Below are 13,037 nucleotides of genomic sequence, written 5' to 3'. Positions count from 1 at the left end.
CGATGCCCTCGCGCGGTCAGGGCTGCTTGGCGCCGACGATGACCGTCACCATGCGCTCCGGCTGCAGCTTGCGCGCGAAGGCGCCTTTGACGTCCGCCACGGTGACGGCGTTCATGCGGGCCGTCCAGGTTTCCAGGTAGTCGAGCGGCAGGTCGTGCCAGGCAATATTGGCGACGTTGCCGAGCAGCTTGCGATTGCTGTCGAGCAAGAGCGGGAACCCGCCGATGAGGTTGTCCTTCGCCGCCTTGAGCTCGGCTTCGGTCGGCCCTTCGGCGACGAACTTCGCCAGCACCTCGCGCGAGACCTTGACCGCTTCTTCGGCCTGGTCCGGCCGCGTCTGGAAGCCGATGCGGAATGCACCCGCCTGCAGGCCCGGCGAGAAGCCGCTGTAGATGCTGTAGGTCAACCCGCGCTTTTCGCGCACCTGCTCGGTGAGTCGCGAAACGAACCCGCCGCCGCCGAGCACGTAGTTGCCGAGGTTCAGCGCGAAGTGGTCCGGGTCGGCGCGCCGGTAGCCCGGCTGGCCGATGAGCACGTGCGCCTGCGCGGAATCGAAGGGAATGCGCGTTTCCTTCGCGGCGGCAAGCGGATCAACTTCGGGCACCGCGGGCAGTTCCGGGCACGATGCCGACGATGGCAGGCGCGACAGCAGCGCCTTGGCGATGTCCTCCGCCTGCGGACGGGTGACGGCGCCGACGATGCTGATCTTCGCCCGGCAAGGCACGATGAGTTGCTCGTAGCGCTTGCGCATCGTCGCCACGTCTATCTGCGCGAGCGTTGCCTCGGTCGTTTCGACACCGTAGGGATGCGTTCCGTAGACCGCTTGCGCAAAGGCCTTCTCCGTCACGGTGGCGGGCTTGGTGTTGGCTTCCTTGATGGCCGCGTTGAGCCGCTCGCGCTCGCGGCTCCAGACGTCTGGCGGAAATGCGGGCTCGCCGATCTGGCGTGCGGCGAGTCGCACCGCCTTGTCCAGCAGCGCGGGCTGTGCGAGCGTGCGCAGCGTGAAGCTGGTGCGCTCGCCGCCGGCGCTCACGTCGAAGTTCGCGCCGAGATCGGCCCAGGCTTCGCCGAGCGCGTTCTGGTCCATCGCCGGGTCGCTGCCGTTCGCGCGGATGCCCTTCTCGACCATCGTGGCGGTCACGTTGGCGAGGCCGGCCTGGGCCGCCGGATCGCGGCGGGAACCGGCGTCGAAGTCGGCCTGCACATCGACGATGGGCAAGGCGTTGGTGGCGGCCAGATAGATCCTGGCGCCGTTCGCCAGGGTCCACTGCTGGATCGGAATCGCGGCCTGGGCGCTCGCGCCCATCAGCACCGTGGCGCCGAAGAGGAAGGCGCGAAGGCCTGTTGTCGGGAACTTGAACATGGGTCTTCCGCTTTCCATCAACGCATTTCGCCCATCGGTGCCGCGAATCCCCGCGGACGACGGTTCGCCTCGGGCGGCAGCGGACGCAGCGTGGCGACCGTGAGCTGGTCATCTCCGAAGTACTTGGCGGCCGCAGCCTTCACCTGCTCCGCGGTGACGCTCTGCAGCCGCTCGATGATGCGCGCGCTCGCGTCGAGCGGAAGCCCCTGCACCCAGTTGCTGCCGAGTTCGCGCGCCTGTGCCATGACGGAGTCGAGCTTGTAGGTCTCGCTCGCCACCCACTGCGTCTTGACGCGCGCGAGTTCGGCTTCGCCGACCCCTTGGCGGGCGATCTTCGCGACCTCGGCGCGCAAGGCGGCCTCGACCGCTTCGGCCGTCTTCCCGGCGGCCGGAACGCCATCGAGCACGAAGAGTTGCGGCCCGCGGCCGACGAAGCCCGAGTAGGCACCCGCCGAATCCGCGACCCGGTCGGGGCCCTGCGTCAAGGCGCGATCGAGCCGCGACCCCGGATAGCCGTCGAGCACCGCCGCCAGCACCACGAGTGCGTAGGGATCGATGTCGCCCTTGAAGTTGTCGGCCGTATCGATCTGCGGCACGCGGAAAGCGAGCGAAACGTAGGCCTGCTCGGCCGGGGCCTTGTATTCGATGCGGCGAATCCCGCGCTGCGCGGGTTCCGTGCGCGGCTTGCGGGTCGGCACGGCGCGCGCGGGGATCGAACCGTAGTACTTCTCGGCCATCGCGCGAACCTGCGCCACGTCGACATCGCCCACCACCACGATCGCGGCATTGGCGGGGGTGTACCAGCGCGCCAGGAAGTCGCGGACGTCGTCCGGAGTCATCGCATCGAGGTCGCTCATCCAGCCGACCACCGGGCGGTGATACGGCGAGGCGGTGAACACCGCCGCGTTCTGCTGCTCGCCGAGCAAGGCGCGCGGCTGGTCGTCGGTGCGCATGCGCCGCTCTTCCTTGACCACCTCGATCTCGCGCTTGAACTCGTCGTCCGGCCACTGGTTGCTGGCGAAGCGGTCGGATTCGAGCTTCATGACCTGCTCCAGTTTTTCAACCGGGATCTGCTGGTAGTAGCCGGTGTAGTCGCGGGTCGTGAAGGCGTTCTCGCGGCCGCCGAGTGCCGCGACGCGGCGGGAAAACTCGCCGGGCTTGAGCGTCTTGCTGCCCTTGAACATCATGTGCTCGACCGCGTGCGCGACGCCGGAGGTGCCGTCCACCTCGTCCATCGCGCCGACGCGGACCCAGAGCATCTGGACCGCGGTGGGTGCGCGCCGGTCGGGCTGCACGATCAGCGTCATGCCATTGGCGAGGGTGAATTTCTCGGCGGCCGGCGCCCCGTTGGAAGGCGATGCGGCTGCGGGTTTCGAGGGGGAAGACTGCGCGAAGGCGGGCAGCGCCCAGGGTGCAGAGAGCACCAAGGCCAGCACCGCACCCAGCGCAGCGCGGCGTGGCGAGGGGTGTTTCATAGAATGGCTCGGATTGTAAAAACCCGCCAATGTTCAGTTTCTTCAAGAAAAAACCGCAGCCCGATGCCGCCCAGGCACCGGCGCCTTCTCCCGAGGTTTCGTCGGGTGAAACACCGGCGGCTCCGGCCACGCCGGCAAGGTCGGTCTTTTCGCCCTCCAGTTGGTTCGGCAAGGGCGCTCCGCCGGCACCGGCACCGGCACCTGCGCCCTCGCCTGCCGCCGAAGTCGAACCGGTCCCTGCACCGGCCGTTTCCCAGGAAGCGCCCCCCCTCTTCAACCAGCCCGAGAGCCCGCAGCCGATTCCCGCCGAGCCTGCACCCCCGCCCGTCGCGGCACCGGCGCCCGCGCCAGCCGTCCCTGCGCCGGTCCCGGCACCTGCACAACCCGAGCGCAGCGGCTGGCTGGGCAAGCTCAAGAGCGGCCTGCGCAAGACGGGCAACAGCATCACCGCCGCGTTCGTCAACGCCCAGATCGACGACGAGCTTTACGAAGAGCTGGAAGCGGCGCTGTTGATGGCCGACACCGGCGTCAAGGCGACCGAGCATCTGCTGGAGGACCTTCGGCGCCGGGTCAAGAGCAACATGGCCACGGACGCCGGCCAGGTCAAGGTGCTGCTGGCGGATGCGATCGCCGACCTGCTGCGCCCGCTCGAAAAGCCACTCGTGATCGGCGAGTACACCCCGACCGTGATCATGGTGGCCGGCGTGAACGGCGCGGGCAAGACGACGTCGATCGGCAAGCTGACGAAGCATCTGGCCAACGAGGGCGCCTCCGTGCTGCTGGCCGCGGCCGACACCTTCCGCGCCGCCGCGCGCGAGCAGCTGCTCGTCTGGGCGGACCGGAACACCGTCGAGATCGTCAGCCAGGAAGGCGGCGATCCCGCCGCCGTCAGTTTCGACGCCGTCAACGCCGGCAAGGCGCGCGGCAAGGACGTGGTGCTGGTCGACACGGCGGGCCGGCTCCCGACGCAGATCCACCTCATGGACGAGCTCAAGAAGATCAAGCGCGTCGTCAATCGGGCCGACCCGACGGCACCGCATGAAGTGCTGCTGGTCATCGACGGCAACACGGGGCAGAACGCGCTGGCGCAAGTCAAGGCATTCGACGAGGCGCTCGGCCTGACGGGTCTGGTGGTCACCAAGCTCGATGGCACCGCCAAGGGCGGCGTGTTGTGCGCGATCGCGCGCGAGCGGCCAGTTCCGGTCTATTTCATCGGTGTTGGCGAAAAGCTGGAAGACCTGGAAACCTTCGACGCGCGGGAGTTCGCACAGGCGCTTCTCGGGTAAATAAACGGTCGGGTTCATCCTCCTGTTGCGCCGGAGCCGCTCTGGCATCATGTCCGCGGCACCAGAACAAGGAGACCGCATGGACACCACCGCCGCCCCGCTCGCCGGCACCGACCGGAAGGTCGATCGCCTGCTCGCCCATTACGAGGAGAGCCACCGGAATCCAGTCAACGAGGCGATCCACATGGTGGCGATCCCGGCGATCATGCTCAGCATCGTCGGCCTTCTCTTTGCTTTGCATCCCTGGGTCGCCTACGCGTTCGTGGCTGCGAGCCTGGTGTATTACGCACGGCTCCACGTGCCCGCGTTCCTGATCACCATGCTCGTGGGCACCGTGCTCCTTCTGGCCGCCGTGCACGCCATGGGAAGCCTTGTTTTGCCGGTGTCCGCCGCCATCTTCGTGGTGGCGTGGATCTTCCAGTTCGTGGGCCACAAGATCGAGGGGAAGAAGCCTTCCTTCTTCGAGGATATCCAGTACCTCTGGGTTGGACCACTTTTTGTACTTTCGAAGATTTTTCAGCGTCTTGGTATCCGCTGGTGATACCTTGAGCGCCCCGCAGGCCACTGAAAGTGGTGCTGTCAAGCTATCGCCGCCATTGACGCGGCCAGGGAACCCTTGTCTTAGCACTCCCTCTAATCGAGTGCTAATATGGCCAAGAACGAAGGAGTTTCCCGAATGACAACACTGTCTGGAGCCTCTGCCAACCAGCTCGCCGTCGCCAATCCGTGGTCGATAGTGCCTCCGCTGGGCAACCTGGACGCCTATATCTCGGCAACCAATCGGCTGCCGTTGCTGACGCTCGAGGAAGAGCAGGGCTACGCGCGCAAACTGCGCGACCACAACGATCTCGAAGCCGCCGGTGCGCTGATCCTGTCGCACCTGCGCCTGGTCGTCTCCATTTCCCGCCAATACCTGGGCTACGGGCTGCCGCACGGCGACCTGATCCAGGAGGGCAATGTCGGCCTGATGAAGGCCGTGAAGCGCTTCGATCCCGATCAGGGCGTGCGGCTGGTGAGCTACGCCATGCACTGGATCAAGGCCGAGATCCACGAGTACATCCTGAAGAACTGGCGCATGGTCAAGGTCGCGACGACCAAGGCCCAGCGCAAGCTGTTCTTCAACCTGCGCTCGATGAAGCAGGGATTCAAGGCCGAAGCCGCCATTGAGGGCGAGGCGCACCGCGACACCTTGAGCGCGGACCAGGTCTCGCAGATGGCCACCCGCCTGAACGTGAAGCCGGAGGAAGTCCTCGAGATGGAAACCCGGCTTTCCGGTGGCGATGTGGTGCTCGACCCGAGTCCGTCCGACGACGGCGAAGACGGCTTCGGCCCGATCGCCTACCTGGCGGATGCAAGCCAGGAGCCGACCGCGCTGCTGGAGTCGCGCCAGCGCGACCGGCTGTCGACCGACGGCATCACCACGGCGCTCGAGGCCCTCGACGACCGCAGCCGCCGCATCGTCGAAGAGCGCTGGCTGAAGGTGAACGACGACGGTTCGGGCGGCATGACGCTGCACGACCTCGCCGAGGTCTACGGCGTGAGCGCCGAGCGCATCCGCCAGATCGAGGTGGCGGCCATGAAGAAGATGAAGAAGGCGCTCGCGGAATACGCTTGAGACGCCCCCGCTCCGACAAGCCCGGCCCCGCCGGGCTTTTTCGTTTTCAGACCGGCGCAGGCGCCTGCCGGGACAAGGTGCGCAGAGCGCGGCGCGCGATGTAGCGGGTTTCCGGCAGGTCGCTGTCGCGCTGCCATCGCGCGCAGATCTCTTCCACCCAGTCCGGTTGGGTCCGGCTCGCGTCGTTGAGCCAGTTCGCCACCGAGTTCTGTACGTAGCGACTGGGATCGGCCCGCAAGGGTTCGAGAAGCTCGATCGCCCGCCACGGTTCGGCCTTCAACTGCTCGATCTGGGCACACCACACGCCGCGCGGCCGCGTCAGCTCGCTCGCGAAGCGGCGGATGTTCGCGTCGGGATCGAGCGCCCACGGCTTGAGGAGCCGCAACGCTTCGTCGAGCGAGCGGATCGTCGCGTCTCGCACGGCCATCCATGCCATTTCGCGGACGCCGAAATGCGGATCCGCGGCGAAGCGCCAAGCGGCTTCGAGTTGTGCCTGCAACGGGAGCCCCGACATCGCAATCCAGTGCGTCGCCCAGCAGCGCGCCACGTCGCTCGGATGGGTCGCGAGCCGATGGGCTACGGCATCGCGCTCGGCAAGTTCGGCCGTCAGGTCGTACAGCGCACGCGCGATATGGCCGTGCCGCTGCATGGGCTTGAAGGCCGGCAGCATCGCGAAGGTGTCGATCAAGCGCTCGCTTTGCGCATCGAGCCCGATGTGCACCGCGACCTTGCGTGCCAGGCGCGGCAGTTCCAACGCCAGGAACTCGTTGAGATTGACGGTCTCGAGCTTCCCGTCGTTGAGCGCTTCCAGCACCTCCGCCGGGATCAGCGCGATGCGGAACGCGCCCTTCCGCGACCTGAGGTGATCGACGCTGTCGTCCACGGAAGCGCGATCAGGACTTCAGCAGCGCCTGGATGTCGGCCACCATCGGCGGAACGCCGGCGCCGTACCGCGCATACAGCCGGAGCCGCCCCTGCGGGTCGTAGATGAAGCTGGCCGCGGAGTGATCCATCGAATAGCTCGTCGGCGTCTTGCCGTCGACCTTCTTGTAGTAGACCTTGAAGTCCTTGGCGAGCGGCGGCAGTTGCTCGGCGGTCGGGATCAGCGCGACGAAGGACGGATCGAACGCACCCATGTATGCCTTCATGACCTCCGGCGTGTCGCGCTCGGGATCGACCGTGACGAACACCACCTGCAGCTTGTCACCATCGCTTCCGAGTTGCTGTTTGACCTGCGCCATCTCGGTCATGGTGGTCGGGCAGACATCCGGGCACTGGGCGTAGCCGAAGAAGAGCACGACCACCTTGCCCTTGAAGTCCGCCATCGTGCGCACGCGGCCGTTCGCGTCGGTGAGCGAGAAGTCCTTCGCGTAATCGGCGCCGGTGATGTCCACGGCATTGAAGGTCGGCTTGGATTCGGTGCAGCCCGCGAGGTTGATGCCCGCGCAGGCGGCCGCGAGCGAACCCGCCGCGATGGCGATCCGGCGGAGGGCCTGCCGCTTGTTGATGGATGAAGTCATCGGAGATAGTGGTCGACGAGCAGTGCGGCGAACAGCACGCTCAGGTGGATCAGCGAAAAGCGGAAAGTCTTGCGCGCCAGCGCATCGGAGTAGTTGCGCCACAGCGCGAACGCATAGCCCGTGAAGCCGATGCTCACGCCGAAGGCCACCACCAGATAGAGCCAGCCGCTCATCCCGTAGATGAACGGCATCAGGCATGCCGCGAAGAGGATCAGGGTATAGAGCAACACATGCAACCGCGTGAACTCGTTCCCGTGCGTCACGGGCAACATCGGCAGGCCGGCCTTGCGGTAGTCCTCGACGCGGTAGAGCGCCAGCGCCCAGAAGTGCGGCGGCGTCCAGAGAAAGATGATCAGGAAGAGGATCAGCGCCTCGGGACTGACTTCGCCGGTCATCGCGGCCCATCCGAGCACCGGCGGCATCGCGCCGGAGGCGCCGCCGATGACGATGTTCTGCGGCGTCAGCGGCTTGAGGATGACCGTATAGATCACCGCGTACCCGACGAAGGTCGCGAAGGTCAGCCACATCGTGAGCGGGTTCACGGCGAACCAGAGGATGGCGGAGCCCAGGGCGCACAGGGCGATCGAGAAGATCAACGCCTGCCGGTCGCTCAGTTCGCCGCGCGCGGTAGGCCGCCATGCGGTGCGCTTCATCTTGGCGTCGATGCCCTTTTCGACGAGGCAGTTGAACGCCGCAGCGGCGCCGGCGACCAGCCAGATGCCGATGCAGGCCAACACCGCCTGCTGGAGGTCGGCCCAGCCAGGAACACCCGGCACGGCGAGCACCATGCCGATCAGGGCGCAGAACACGATCAGCTGCACCACGCGCGGCTTGGTCAGTGCGTAGAACTGGCGCATCACGTTGGCGGTGTGCGAGCTGTGGACGGAAGCCGGTGCGCTCATGCGGCCTCCAATCCATCGCGGCGCCCGGTGGCAGTTGCTGCCACGGCTGCGCCCTCGCGCCGGCTTTCGCACAGAGTCCAGGTCAGTACCACCGCGAGCGCCGCGGCGCCGCCGGTGTGCAGCACGGCGGCCGCCAGCGGCCAGCCGAGCAGCACATTGCCGAGGCCGGTCGCGAGCTGGAGCAGCGCGAGCCCGGCCAGCCAGCGCGCCTGCGGACGCAGGGGCCGTACACGAAGAAGGGAACGCACCAGCACAACGATGGCGATGAAGACGAGATAGGCCATCAGGCGGTGAACATAGTGAATCGCGGTCAAGGCAGCAAAGTCGATGGGGGCGCCGTCCGCCGTTTCCCCGAGATGGCGCCAGAGCTGGAATCCCTGCGCAAAGTTCATCGGCGGCCACCAGCTGTCCTGGCAGGTCGGGAACTGCGTGCAGGCGAGCACCGCGTAGTTCGTGCTGACCCAGCCGCCGAGCGCGATCTGCAGCACCAGCAGCACGATAGTCGCGATCAGCAGGTTGCGCAGCGCCGATGGCACGGGCGTCGGCGGACGCCGAATCGCATCCTGCTGGTAGCGCACGGCCTGGATGCAGAGCAGCGCGAGCAGCACCACGGCGCCCAGAAGATGAAGCGTGACGATGGCAGGGAAAAGCTTCCACGTCACGGTCAGCGCGCCAAAAGCCCCCTGCAGGCAGACCCATGCCAGCGTCGCCGCGGGCCACCAGGCGCTCAGCGGTCTCGTGCCGGTGTGCTCCGCGCGTTGTCGGCGCCGCGCGACCCAGGTGGCGACGGCGAGCGCGAGGATGAGCGCGCCGACACCGGTCGCCAGATAGCGGTGGACCATTTCCACCCAGGCCTTGCTGTGCGTGACGGGCCCGGTCGGCTGGGCGGCCTGTGCCATCGCGATCTCGTGTTTCGCACCGACCGGGCTCGCGTTGCCGTAGCAACCCGGCCAGTCGGGACAGCCGAGACCGGAATCCGTGAGACGGGTGAAGGCGCCGAAGAGCGTGAGGTCGAAGGTCAGGAACAGCGTGAGCACGGTCAGCGCGTGCAGCCTGCGCGCCGGGCCGGCGCCGGCATTGCGCCGCCAGACCCAGACCAGCGGCCCGAGCGCGAGCAGCACGCCGACCGCCAGCAGCCAGGCAATCGGGGTGAGGTCGTAGAGCGAGGTGCTTTCCATGACTCGCTCAGCGCCCCGGCTCGTCCCACGACGCGGAGGCGCGCATCAGCCTGTCGAGGTCGCGCTTGGCGCGGCTCGCGCCGGCGGTATCCATGCGCGGCGGGAAACGCATCATCCAGTGGCCCATCGGATCGACCAGGTAGAGGTGATCCGCCAGCGCGTGGCCCGCGGTGGGGGCCAGCCATTGCGCCAGTTGCGCTTCGGGCACGCGGACGACCGTCGCGCCGTGCAGGGCATCTTCGAGACGCTTCGGCAGCGGCGCCGCATCGCTCACGATCCAGACGCGGTCGAGCCGGTCTTTCTCGCGCCCGAGACTTTCGCGCAGTTGACGCTGCAGATAGAGCTGCTGCTCGCACACCGAGTCGCAGGCGGCGCCGGCCACCGCGACCAGCAGCCACTGCCCTTGCAGCGATTGAAGCTGGATCGTCGCACCGTCGGCCGAGGTGGCCTGGAGGTTCGGCATCGGGCGCTGCGGGTCGATCAATTCGCCATAGACGCTGCGGCCCTCCGGGCGGATCACGTAGTAGGTGAAGTACGAGGCGATCACCGGCGCCGCACAGCACAGCAGGACCAGGATCATCTTCCACCGACCGGTCACCTTGCGGCGCGTCGCCGCCGCGTCGAGCGCCTGGCGCGGCGACGGCATCGAGTGCACCGTCAGCCCGAGCGGCTCGTCAGCGGCGGCGGGCAAGGCGTGCGCGACGGTAGGGGGCGATGAATTGGAACCAGACATAGAGAATGAGGACGAGGGCCGACAACCCGAACCACTGGAACGCATAGCCGTAGTGCTTTTCGACACCCAGCGCGGGAGCCGGCCAATCTCGCTGCAGGCCCTCGGATGCCTCGCCGTTCTGCTGCAGGGAGATATCGGTCCGCAGGGGCAGCCCGGTCTCGGCTCGATACGCTTCAAGGTCGAGATTCTGCCGGATGGGGGAAGACCCCGCGCCGTCCGGCATTGGCGCTGAGGGCTCGGTCTTGCCAAGGTCCAGCAGGTGCGACGGCGGTGGCGAAATCGCGCCGATCACCTCGACCAGGCCGGCGGGCGTCACGACCGGCTGAAGTTGGGTCCTGTCATTGAAATTGCGCTGGATCCAGCCCCTTTGCACCATCACGGTCTGGTTCGAGCCTTCGATCGCGAACGGCGTGAGGACGTAGAAGCCGGGCACCCCGTGCATCTGCCGGTTGTCGAGATAGACCGTCTGCGACTGGAGCCAGAGGCCGCGCAGCCGAACCGGCCGGTGAAGGGCGGAGGAAGAAGCGTTCTCCAGCGCCAGGAAAGCGGCCTGATCGAGCGGCTCCAGGTTCTTCCGCGCATCGATCTCGGCCTGGATGGCCTCCTTCTGCGCCGCGCGGGAGAGCTGCCACTGTCCCAGCGAGAACGTGCCCGCGATGCCAATGGCCGCCAGCAATGTGACCAGCCAGAAACGCCCGCGACGCGCGGGCGATGTATCGACAGGGATATCTGTATTCAAACCGTGAGACCGCCTCTGCGGCCGATAATGTGATTCATGAAGTACTTTGTCGCCCTCGCCTTCGCGGGCATCCTGGCGAGCCTCGGGTTCGCGCTGTTCTTCATGCTGAGGGACGGGCGCAACGGCCGCGCCAAAGGAGGCGGCATGGCGCGCGCGCTGACGGTTCGGATCGGGCTGTCGGTTGTTTTGTTCCTGTGCATCCTGGTGGCCTGGAAACTCGGATATATCCAGCCAGGGGGCTTGCCGGTGGGCAAGTAGCTCGTTCCCGTCGCGGGAGAACCATGAAAAAAGCGCCTTGCGGCGCTTTTTTGTTGTGCCGTCGAAGCTTCTCAAAGCCAGTAGACCGTGATGTAAAGGCCGAGCCACACGACGTCCACGAAGTGCCAGTACCAGGCGGCACCCTCGAAGCCGAAGTGACGTTCCGGCGTGAAGTGGCCGGCACGAATGCGCAGCGTGATGAAGAACAGCATCAGCATGCCGATGAACACATGCAGCCCGTGGAAACCGGTCAGCATGAAGAAGGTCGAGCCGTAGGTGCCGGAGCTGAGCTTGAGGTTCAGTTCGGTGTAAAGGTGGTGGTATTCGTAGCCCTGCACGAAGAGGAAGGTCAGGCCCAGCAACACCGTCAGCCACATGAACCGCACCGTCTGCGCACGATGACCGGCGCGAAGCGCGTGGTGGGCGATCGTGAGCGTCACGCCGGAGCTCAGCAGCAGCGCGGTATTGATGGTCGGCAGCCAGAAAGGACCGACCGTCTGGAAGGGCTCGACGATGTCAGCGGGCGAGCCGGTCGCGCCGGCGGCGACGGTCGGCCACACGGCCTTGAAGTCCGGCCAGAGGATTGCGTTGTCCAGGCTGCCGAGCGACGGCAGCGCGTGCGTGCGCGCCCACCACAAGGCGGTGAAGAAGGCGCCGAAGAACATCACCTCCGAGAAGATGAACCAGCTCATGCTCCAGCGGAAGGACAAATCGACCTTGTAGCCGTACTTGCCGCTTTCACTCTCGCCGATGGCCGCCCGGAACCACACGAACAAGGTGCCGAGCCAGACGATCATGCCCAGCAGCAGCGACCATGCGCCCCATTGGTGGCCGTTGATCCACTGGGCCGCTCCGAGAATCACGAAGAGCAGGCCGGTTGCGGCCATCACCGGGTAGGCAGAGGGCCCGGGCACGAAGTAGTAGGGCGTGGTGCCGTGCGTCGTTGAACTCATATCAGGTCCTGGCTTTCTTCTCTCTCGGTTCAGTTTCTTGTGGGGTTGATCTTCACGCCGTGGCGACCCAGCGAACGACCAGGATCAACGCTACGACAAGAATCGCCACGGCCACGAGGCCGACCGCGATGATGTGCAGCGGATTGAGCTTGGCGATGTCGTCTTGGAAGGCACTGTTCTTGCGCACGCCGAAAAACGACCAGCCGATCGCGCGCGCTGTCCGCCACAGCGATCCCTTGCGAGGTTCTTCCGGCGACGTCGTCATGAGCGCGGCTCCGTCGAAGGTGGCGTCGCCGCGTTGTTGGCCACGGGTGCGGGTGGTGTCTTGCCGCCCACTTCGAAGAAGGTGTACGACAGCGTGATCGTCTTGACGTCCTTCGAGATCTTGGGGTCGATCACGAAGGCCACCGGCCACTGCTTCTTCTCGCCCGCATCGAGCGTGTACTGGTTGAAGCAGAAGCACTCCAGCTTGTTGAAGTACGGCGCCGCCTGCTGGGGCGCGTAGCTCGGGATCGCCTGCGCGGCCATGCGGCGGTTCTGCACGTTCTGGAATTCGTACATGACCGTGTGCAACTCGCCCGGGTGCACCTGCATCGAGCTTTGCGCGGGCTTGAAGTCCCACAGCCCGCGGACATTGGCATCGAATTCGACCGTGATGGTCCGGCTCGTGTCGACCTGCGTGTTCTCGGGCAGACGCACGTCCTTGCCGCCGGAAGCGCCCCCCGGCACTTCGAGTTCGGACCGCGCGAGGATGTTGATGCCGGTCATCTCGCAGATGGCCCGGTACATCGGAACCAGCGCATAGCCGAAGCCGAACATGCCGGCCGCGACAACGGCCAGCTTGCCGACCATGCGGACATTTTCCCGGCGGATGCGCTGGCCGATCTTCATCGCGGCGTTCCTAGCGGCCGACCCAGACCATGCGGACGATGAAGCCGATGAAGAACATCAGCGCGATGGAGGCCAGCGTCAGCCCCAGGCGGCGGTTGTTCCTCTTTTGCTCGGGTGTCATCAC

General features: G+C 66.4%; 16 protein-coding genes. 4 read left to right on the top strand and 12 right to left on the bottom strand.

Features of this window, described 5'->3' with window-relative positions; all coding sequences use genetic code 11:
* Positions 1-16: 16 nt before the first annotated feature.
* Complete coding sequence (locus tag WKW77_RS28925) at positions 17-1,363, bottom strand: M16 family metallopeptidase (protein ID WP_422823287.1); 1,347 nt, start codon at positions 1,361-1,363, stop codon at positions 17-19.
* A gap of 17 nt (positions 1,364-1,380) precedes the next feature.
* Positions 1,381-2,838, bottom strand: coding sequence for a M16 family metallopeptidase (locus tag WKW77_RS28920; RefSeq protein ID WP_340360347.1), 1,458 nt, complete (start codon positions 2,836-2,838; stop codon positions 1,381-1,383).
* Between the two features lie 29 nt (positions 2,839-2,867).
* On the opposite strand from WKW77_RS28920, the gene ftsY reads away from it, so the two are divergent.
* The 3 genes from ftsY (at position 2,868) to rpoH (ending at position 5,739) form a co-directional block, all read left to right on the top strand.
* The gene (gene ftsY, locus WKW77_RS28915; protein WP_340360346.1) at positions 2,868-4,124 is read left to right on the top strand and encodes a signal recognition particle-docking protein FtsY; all 1,257 of its coding nucleotides are present in this window, start codon (positions 2,868-2,870) and stop codon (positions 4,122-4,124) included.
* Between the two features lie 79 nt (positions 4,125-4,203).
* Positions 4,204-4,665: an Mpo1 family 2-hydroxy fatty acid dioxygenase gene (locus tag WKW77_RS28910; protein WP_340360345.1), complete on the top strand. Its 462-nt coding sequence runs from the start codon at positions 4,204-4,206 to the stop codon at positions 4,663-4,665.
* Between the two features lie 135 nt (positions 4,666-4,800).
* Positions 4,801-5,739 carry an RNA polymerase sigma factor RpoH gene (gene rpoH, locus WKW77_RS28905; RefSeq protein ID WP_340360344.1) on the top strand — a complete coding sequence of 313 codons (939 nt, stop codon included), beginning with the start codon at positions 4,801-4,803 and terminating at the stop codon, positions 5,737-5,739.
* Positions 5,740-5,785: 46 nt separating this feature from the next.
* Here the strand turns inward: rpoH and WKW77_RS28900 are convergent, their stop codons facing one another.
* Genes WKW77_RS28900 through WKW77_RS28875 form a run of 6 tightly spaced genes read right to left on the bottom strand, consistent with a single transcriptional unit; the run spans position 5,786 to position 10,748 of the window.
* The gene (locus tag WKW77_RS28900) at positions 5,786-6,622 is read right to left on the bottom strand and encodes a DNA alkylation repair protein (protein ID WP_340360343.1); all 837 of its coding nucleotides are present in this window, start codon (positions 6,620-6,622) and stop codon (positions 5,786-5,788) included.
* A 10-nt stretch (positions 6,623-6,632) separates the two neighbouring features.
* On the bottom strand, positions 6,633-7,259 hold the full coding sequence (locus WKW77_RS28895) for an SCO family protein (RefSeq protein ID WP_340360342.1): 627 nt from the start codon (positions 7,257-7,259) through the stop codon (positions 6,633-6,635).
* Positions 7,256-8,161: a heme o synthase gene (gene cyoE / locus WKW77_RS28890; protein ID WP_340360341.1), complete on the bottom strand. Its 906-nt coding sequence runs from the start codon at positions 8,159-8,161 to the stop codon at positions 7,256-7,258. Before cyoE ends, WKW77_RS28895 begins: the two co-directional genes overlap by 4 nt.
* Positions 8,158-9,339: a COX15/CtaA family protein gene (locus tag WKW77_RS28885; protein WP_340360340.1), complete on the bottom strand. Its 1,182-nt coding sequence runs from the start codon at positions 9,337-9,339 to the stop codon at positions 8,158-8,160. The genes cyoE and WKW77_RS28885 overlap by 4 nt, the downstream gene beginning before the upstream one ends.
* A 7-nt stretch (positions 9,340-9,346) precedes the next feature.
* Positions 9,347-10,072, bottom strand: coding sequence for an SCO family protein (locus WKW77_RS28880; RefSeq protein WP_340360339.1), 726 nt, complete (start codon positions 10,070-10,072; stop codon positions 9,347-9,349).
* The gene (locus WKW77_RS28875; RefSeq protein WP_340360338.1) at positions 10,014-10,748 is read right to left on the bottom strand and encodes an SURF1 family protein; all 735 of its coding nucleotides are present in this window, start codon (positions 10,746-10,748) and stop codon (positions 10,014-10,016) included. Before WKW77_RS28875 ends, WKW77_RS28880 begins: the two co-directional genes overlap by 59 nt.
* 99 nt (positions 10,749-10,847) lie before the next feature.
* On the opposite strand from WKW77_RS28875, the gene WKW77_RS28870 reads away from it, so the two are divergent.
* A complete protein-coding gene (locus tag WKW77_RS28870) occupies positions 10,848-11,069 on the top strand; it encodes a twin transmembrane helix small protein (RefSeq protein ID WP_177142633.1) in 222 nt (73 codons plus the stop codon).
* 71 nt (positions 11,070-11,140) lie between these two features.
* Here WKW77_RS28870 and WKW77_RS28865 read toward each other — a convergent pair whose 3' ends face one another.
* The 4 genes from WKW77_RS28865 to WKW77_RS28850 are packed head-to-tail and all read right to left on the bottom strand — an operon-like array spanning position 11,141 to position 13,034.
* Positions 11,141-12,022: a cytochrome c oxidase subunit 3 gene (locus WKW77_RS28865; RefSeq protein WP_340360337.1), complete on the bottom strand. Its 882-nt coding sequence runs from the start codon at positions 12,020-12,022 to the stop codon at positions 11,141-11,143.
* A gap of 52 nt (positions 12,023-12,074) precedes the next feature.
* Entirely contained in the window at positions 12,075-12,287 is a 213-nt protein-coding gene (locus tag WKW77_RS28860) for a DUF2970 domain-containing protein (RefSeq protein WP_340360336.1), read from the bottom strand.
* Entirely contained in the window at positions 12,284-12,913 is a 630-nt protein-coding gene (locus WKW77_RS28855; RefSeq protein WP_340360335.1) for a cytochrome c oxidase assembly protein, read from the bottom strand. Before WKW77_RS28855 ends, WKW77_RS28860 begins: the two co-directional genes overlap by 4 nt.
* Positions 12,914-12,923: 10 nt before the next feature.
* The gene (locus tag WKW77_RS28850; RefSeq protein WP_218135165.1) at positions 12,924-13,034 is read right to left on the bottom strand and encodes a cytochrome oxidase small assembly protein; all 111 of its coding nucleotides are present in this window, start codon (positions 13,032-13,034) and stop codon (positions 12,924-12,926) included.
* Between the last annotated feature and the right edge of the window lie 3 nt (positions 13,035-13,037).

Origin of the sequence: Variovorax ureilyticus (assembly GCF_037889935.1) — a bacterium.
Taxonomy (GTDB): Bacteria; Pseudomonadota; Gammaproteobacteria; order Burkholderiales; family Burkholderiaceae_C; genus Variovorax; species Variovorax ureilyticus.
Note: the sequence above shows the minus strand (reverse complement) of the source record. Positions and strands in the feature narration are given on the sequence as shown.

What these genes read in the sequence shown, in the direction of transcription:
- WKW77_RS28925 (WP_422823287.1), bottom strand. Translation starts at nt 1,363, where the DNA reads ATGTTCAAGTTCCCGACAACAGGCCTTCGCGCCTTCCTCTTCGGCGCC.
- WKW77_RS28850 (WP_218135165.1), bottom strand. Translation starts at nt 13,034, where the DNA reads ATGACACCCGAGCAAAAGAGGAACAACCGCCGCCTGGGGCTGACGCTG.
- WKW77_RS28855 (WP_340360335.1), bottom strand. Translation starts at nt 12,913, where the DNA reads ATGAAGATCGGCCAGCGCATCCGCCGGGAAAATGTCCGCATGGTCGGC.
- cyoE (WP_340360341.1), bottom strand. Translation starts at nt 8,161, where the DNA reads ATGAGCGCACCGGCTTCCGTCCACAGCTCGCACACCGCCAACGTGATG.
- WKW77_RS28865 (WP_340360337.1), bottom strand. Translation starts at nt 12,022, where the DNA reads ATGAGTTCAACGACGCACGGCACCACGCCCTACTACTTCGTGCCCGGG.
- rpoH (WP_340360344.1), top strand. Translation starts at nt 4,801, where the DNA reads ATGACAACACTGTCTGGAGCCTCTGCCAACCAGCTCGCCGTCGCCAAT.
- WKW77_RS28880 (WP_340360339.1), bottom strand. Translation starts at nt 10,072, where the DNA reads ATGTCTGGTTCCAATTCATCGCCCCCTACCGTCGCGCACGCCTTGCCC.
- WKW77_RS28870 (WP_177142633.1), top strand. Translation starts at nt 10,848, where the DNA reads ATGAAGTACTTTGTCGCCCTCGCCTTCGCGGGCATCCTGGCGAGCCTC.
- ftsY (WP_340360346.1), top strand. Translation starts at nt 2,868, where the DNA reads ATGTTCAGTTTCTTCAAGAAAAAACCGCAGCCCGATGCCGCCCAGGCA.
- WKW77_RS28885 (WP_340360340.1), bottom strand. Translation starts at nt 9,339, where the DNA reads ATGGAAAGCACCTCGCTCTACGACCTCACCCCGATTGCCTGGCTGCTG.
- WKW77_RS28860 (WP_340360336.1), bottom strand. Translation starts at nt 12,287, where the DNA reads ATGACGACGTCGCCGGAAGAACCTCGCAAGGGATCGCTGTGGCGGACA.
- WKW77_RS28920 (WP_340360347.1), bottom strand. Translation starts at nt 2,838, where the DNA reads ATGAAACACCCCTCGCCACGCCGCGCTGCGCTGGGTGCGGTGCTGGCC.
- WKW77_RS28910 (WP_340360345.1), top strand. Translation starts at nt 4,204, where the DNA reads ATGGACACCACCGCCGCCCCGCTCGCCGGCACCGACCGGAAGGTCGAT.
- WKW77_RS28895 (WP_340360342.1), bottom strand. Translation starts at nt 7,259, where the DNA reads ATGACTTCATCCATCAACAAGCGGCAGGCCCTCCGCCGGATCGCCATC.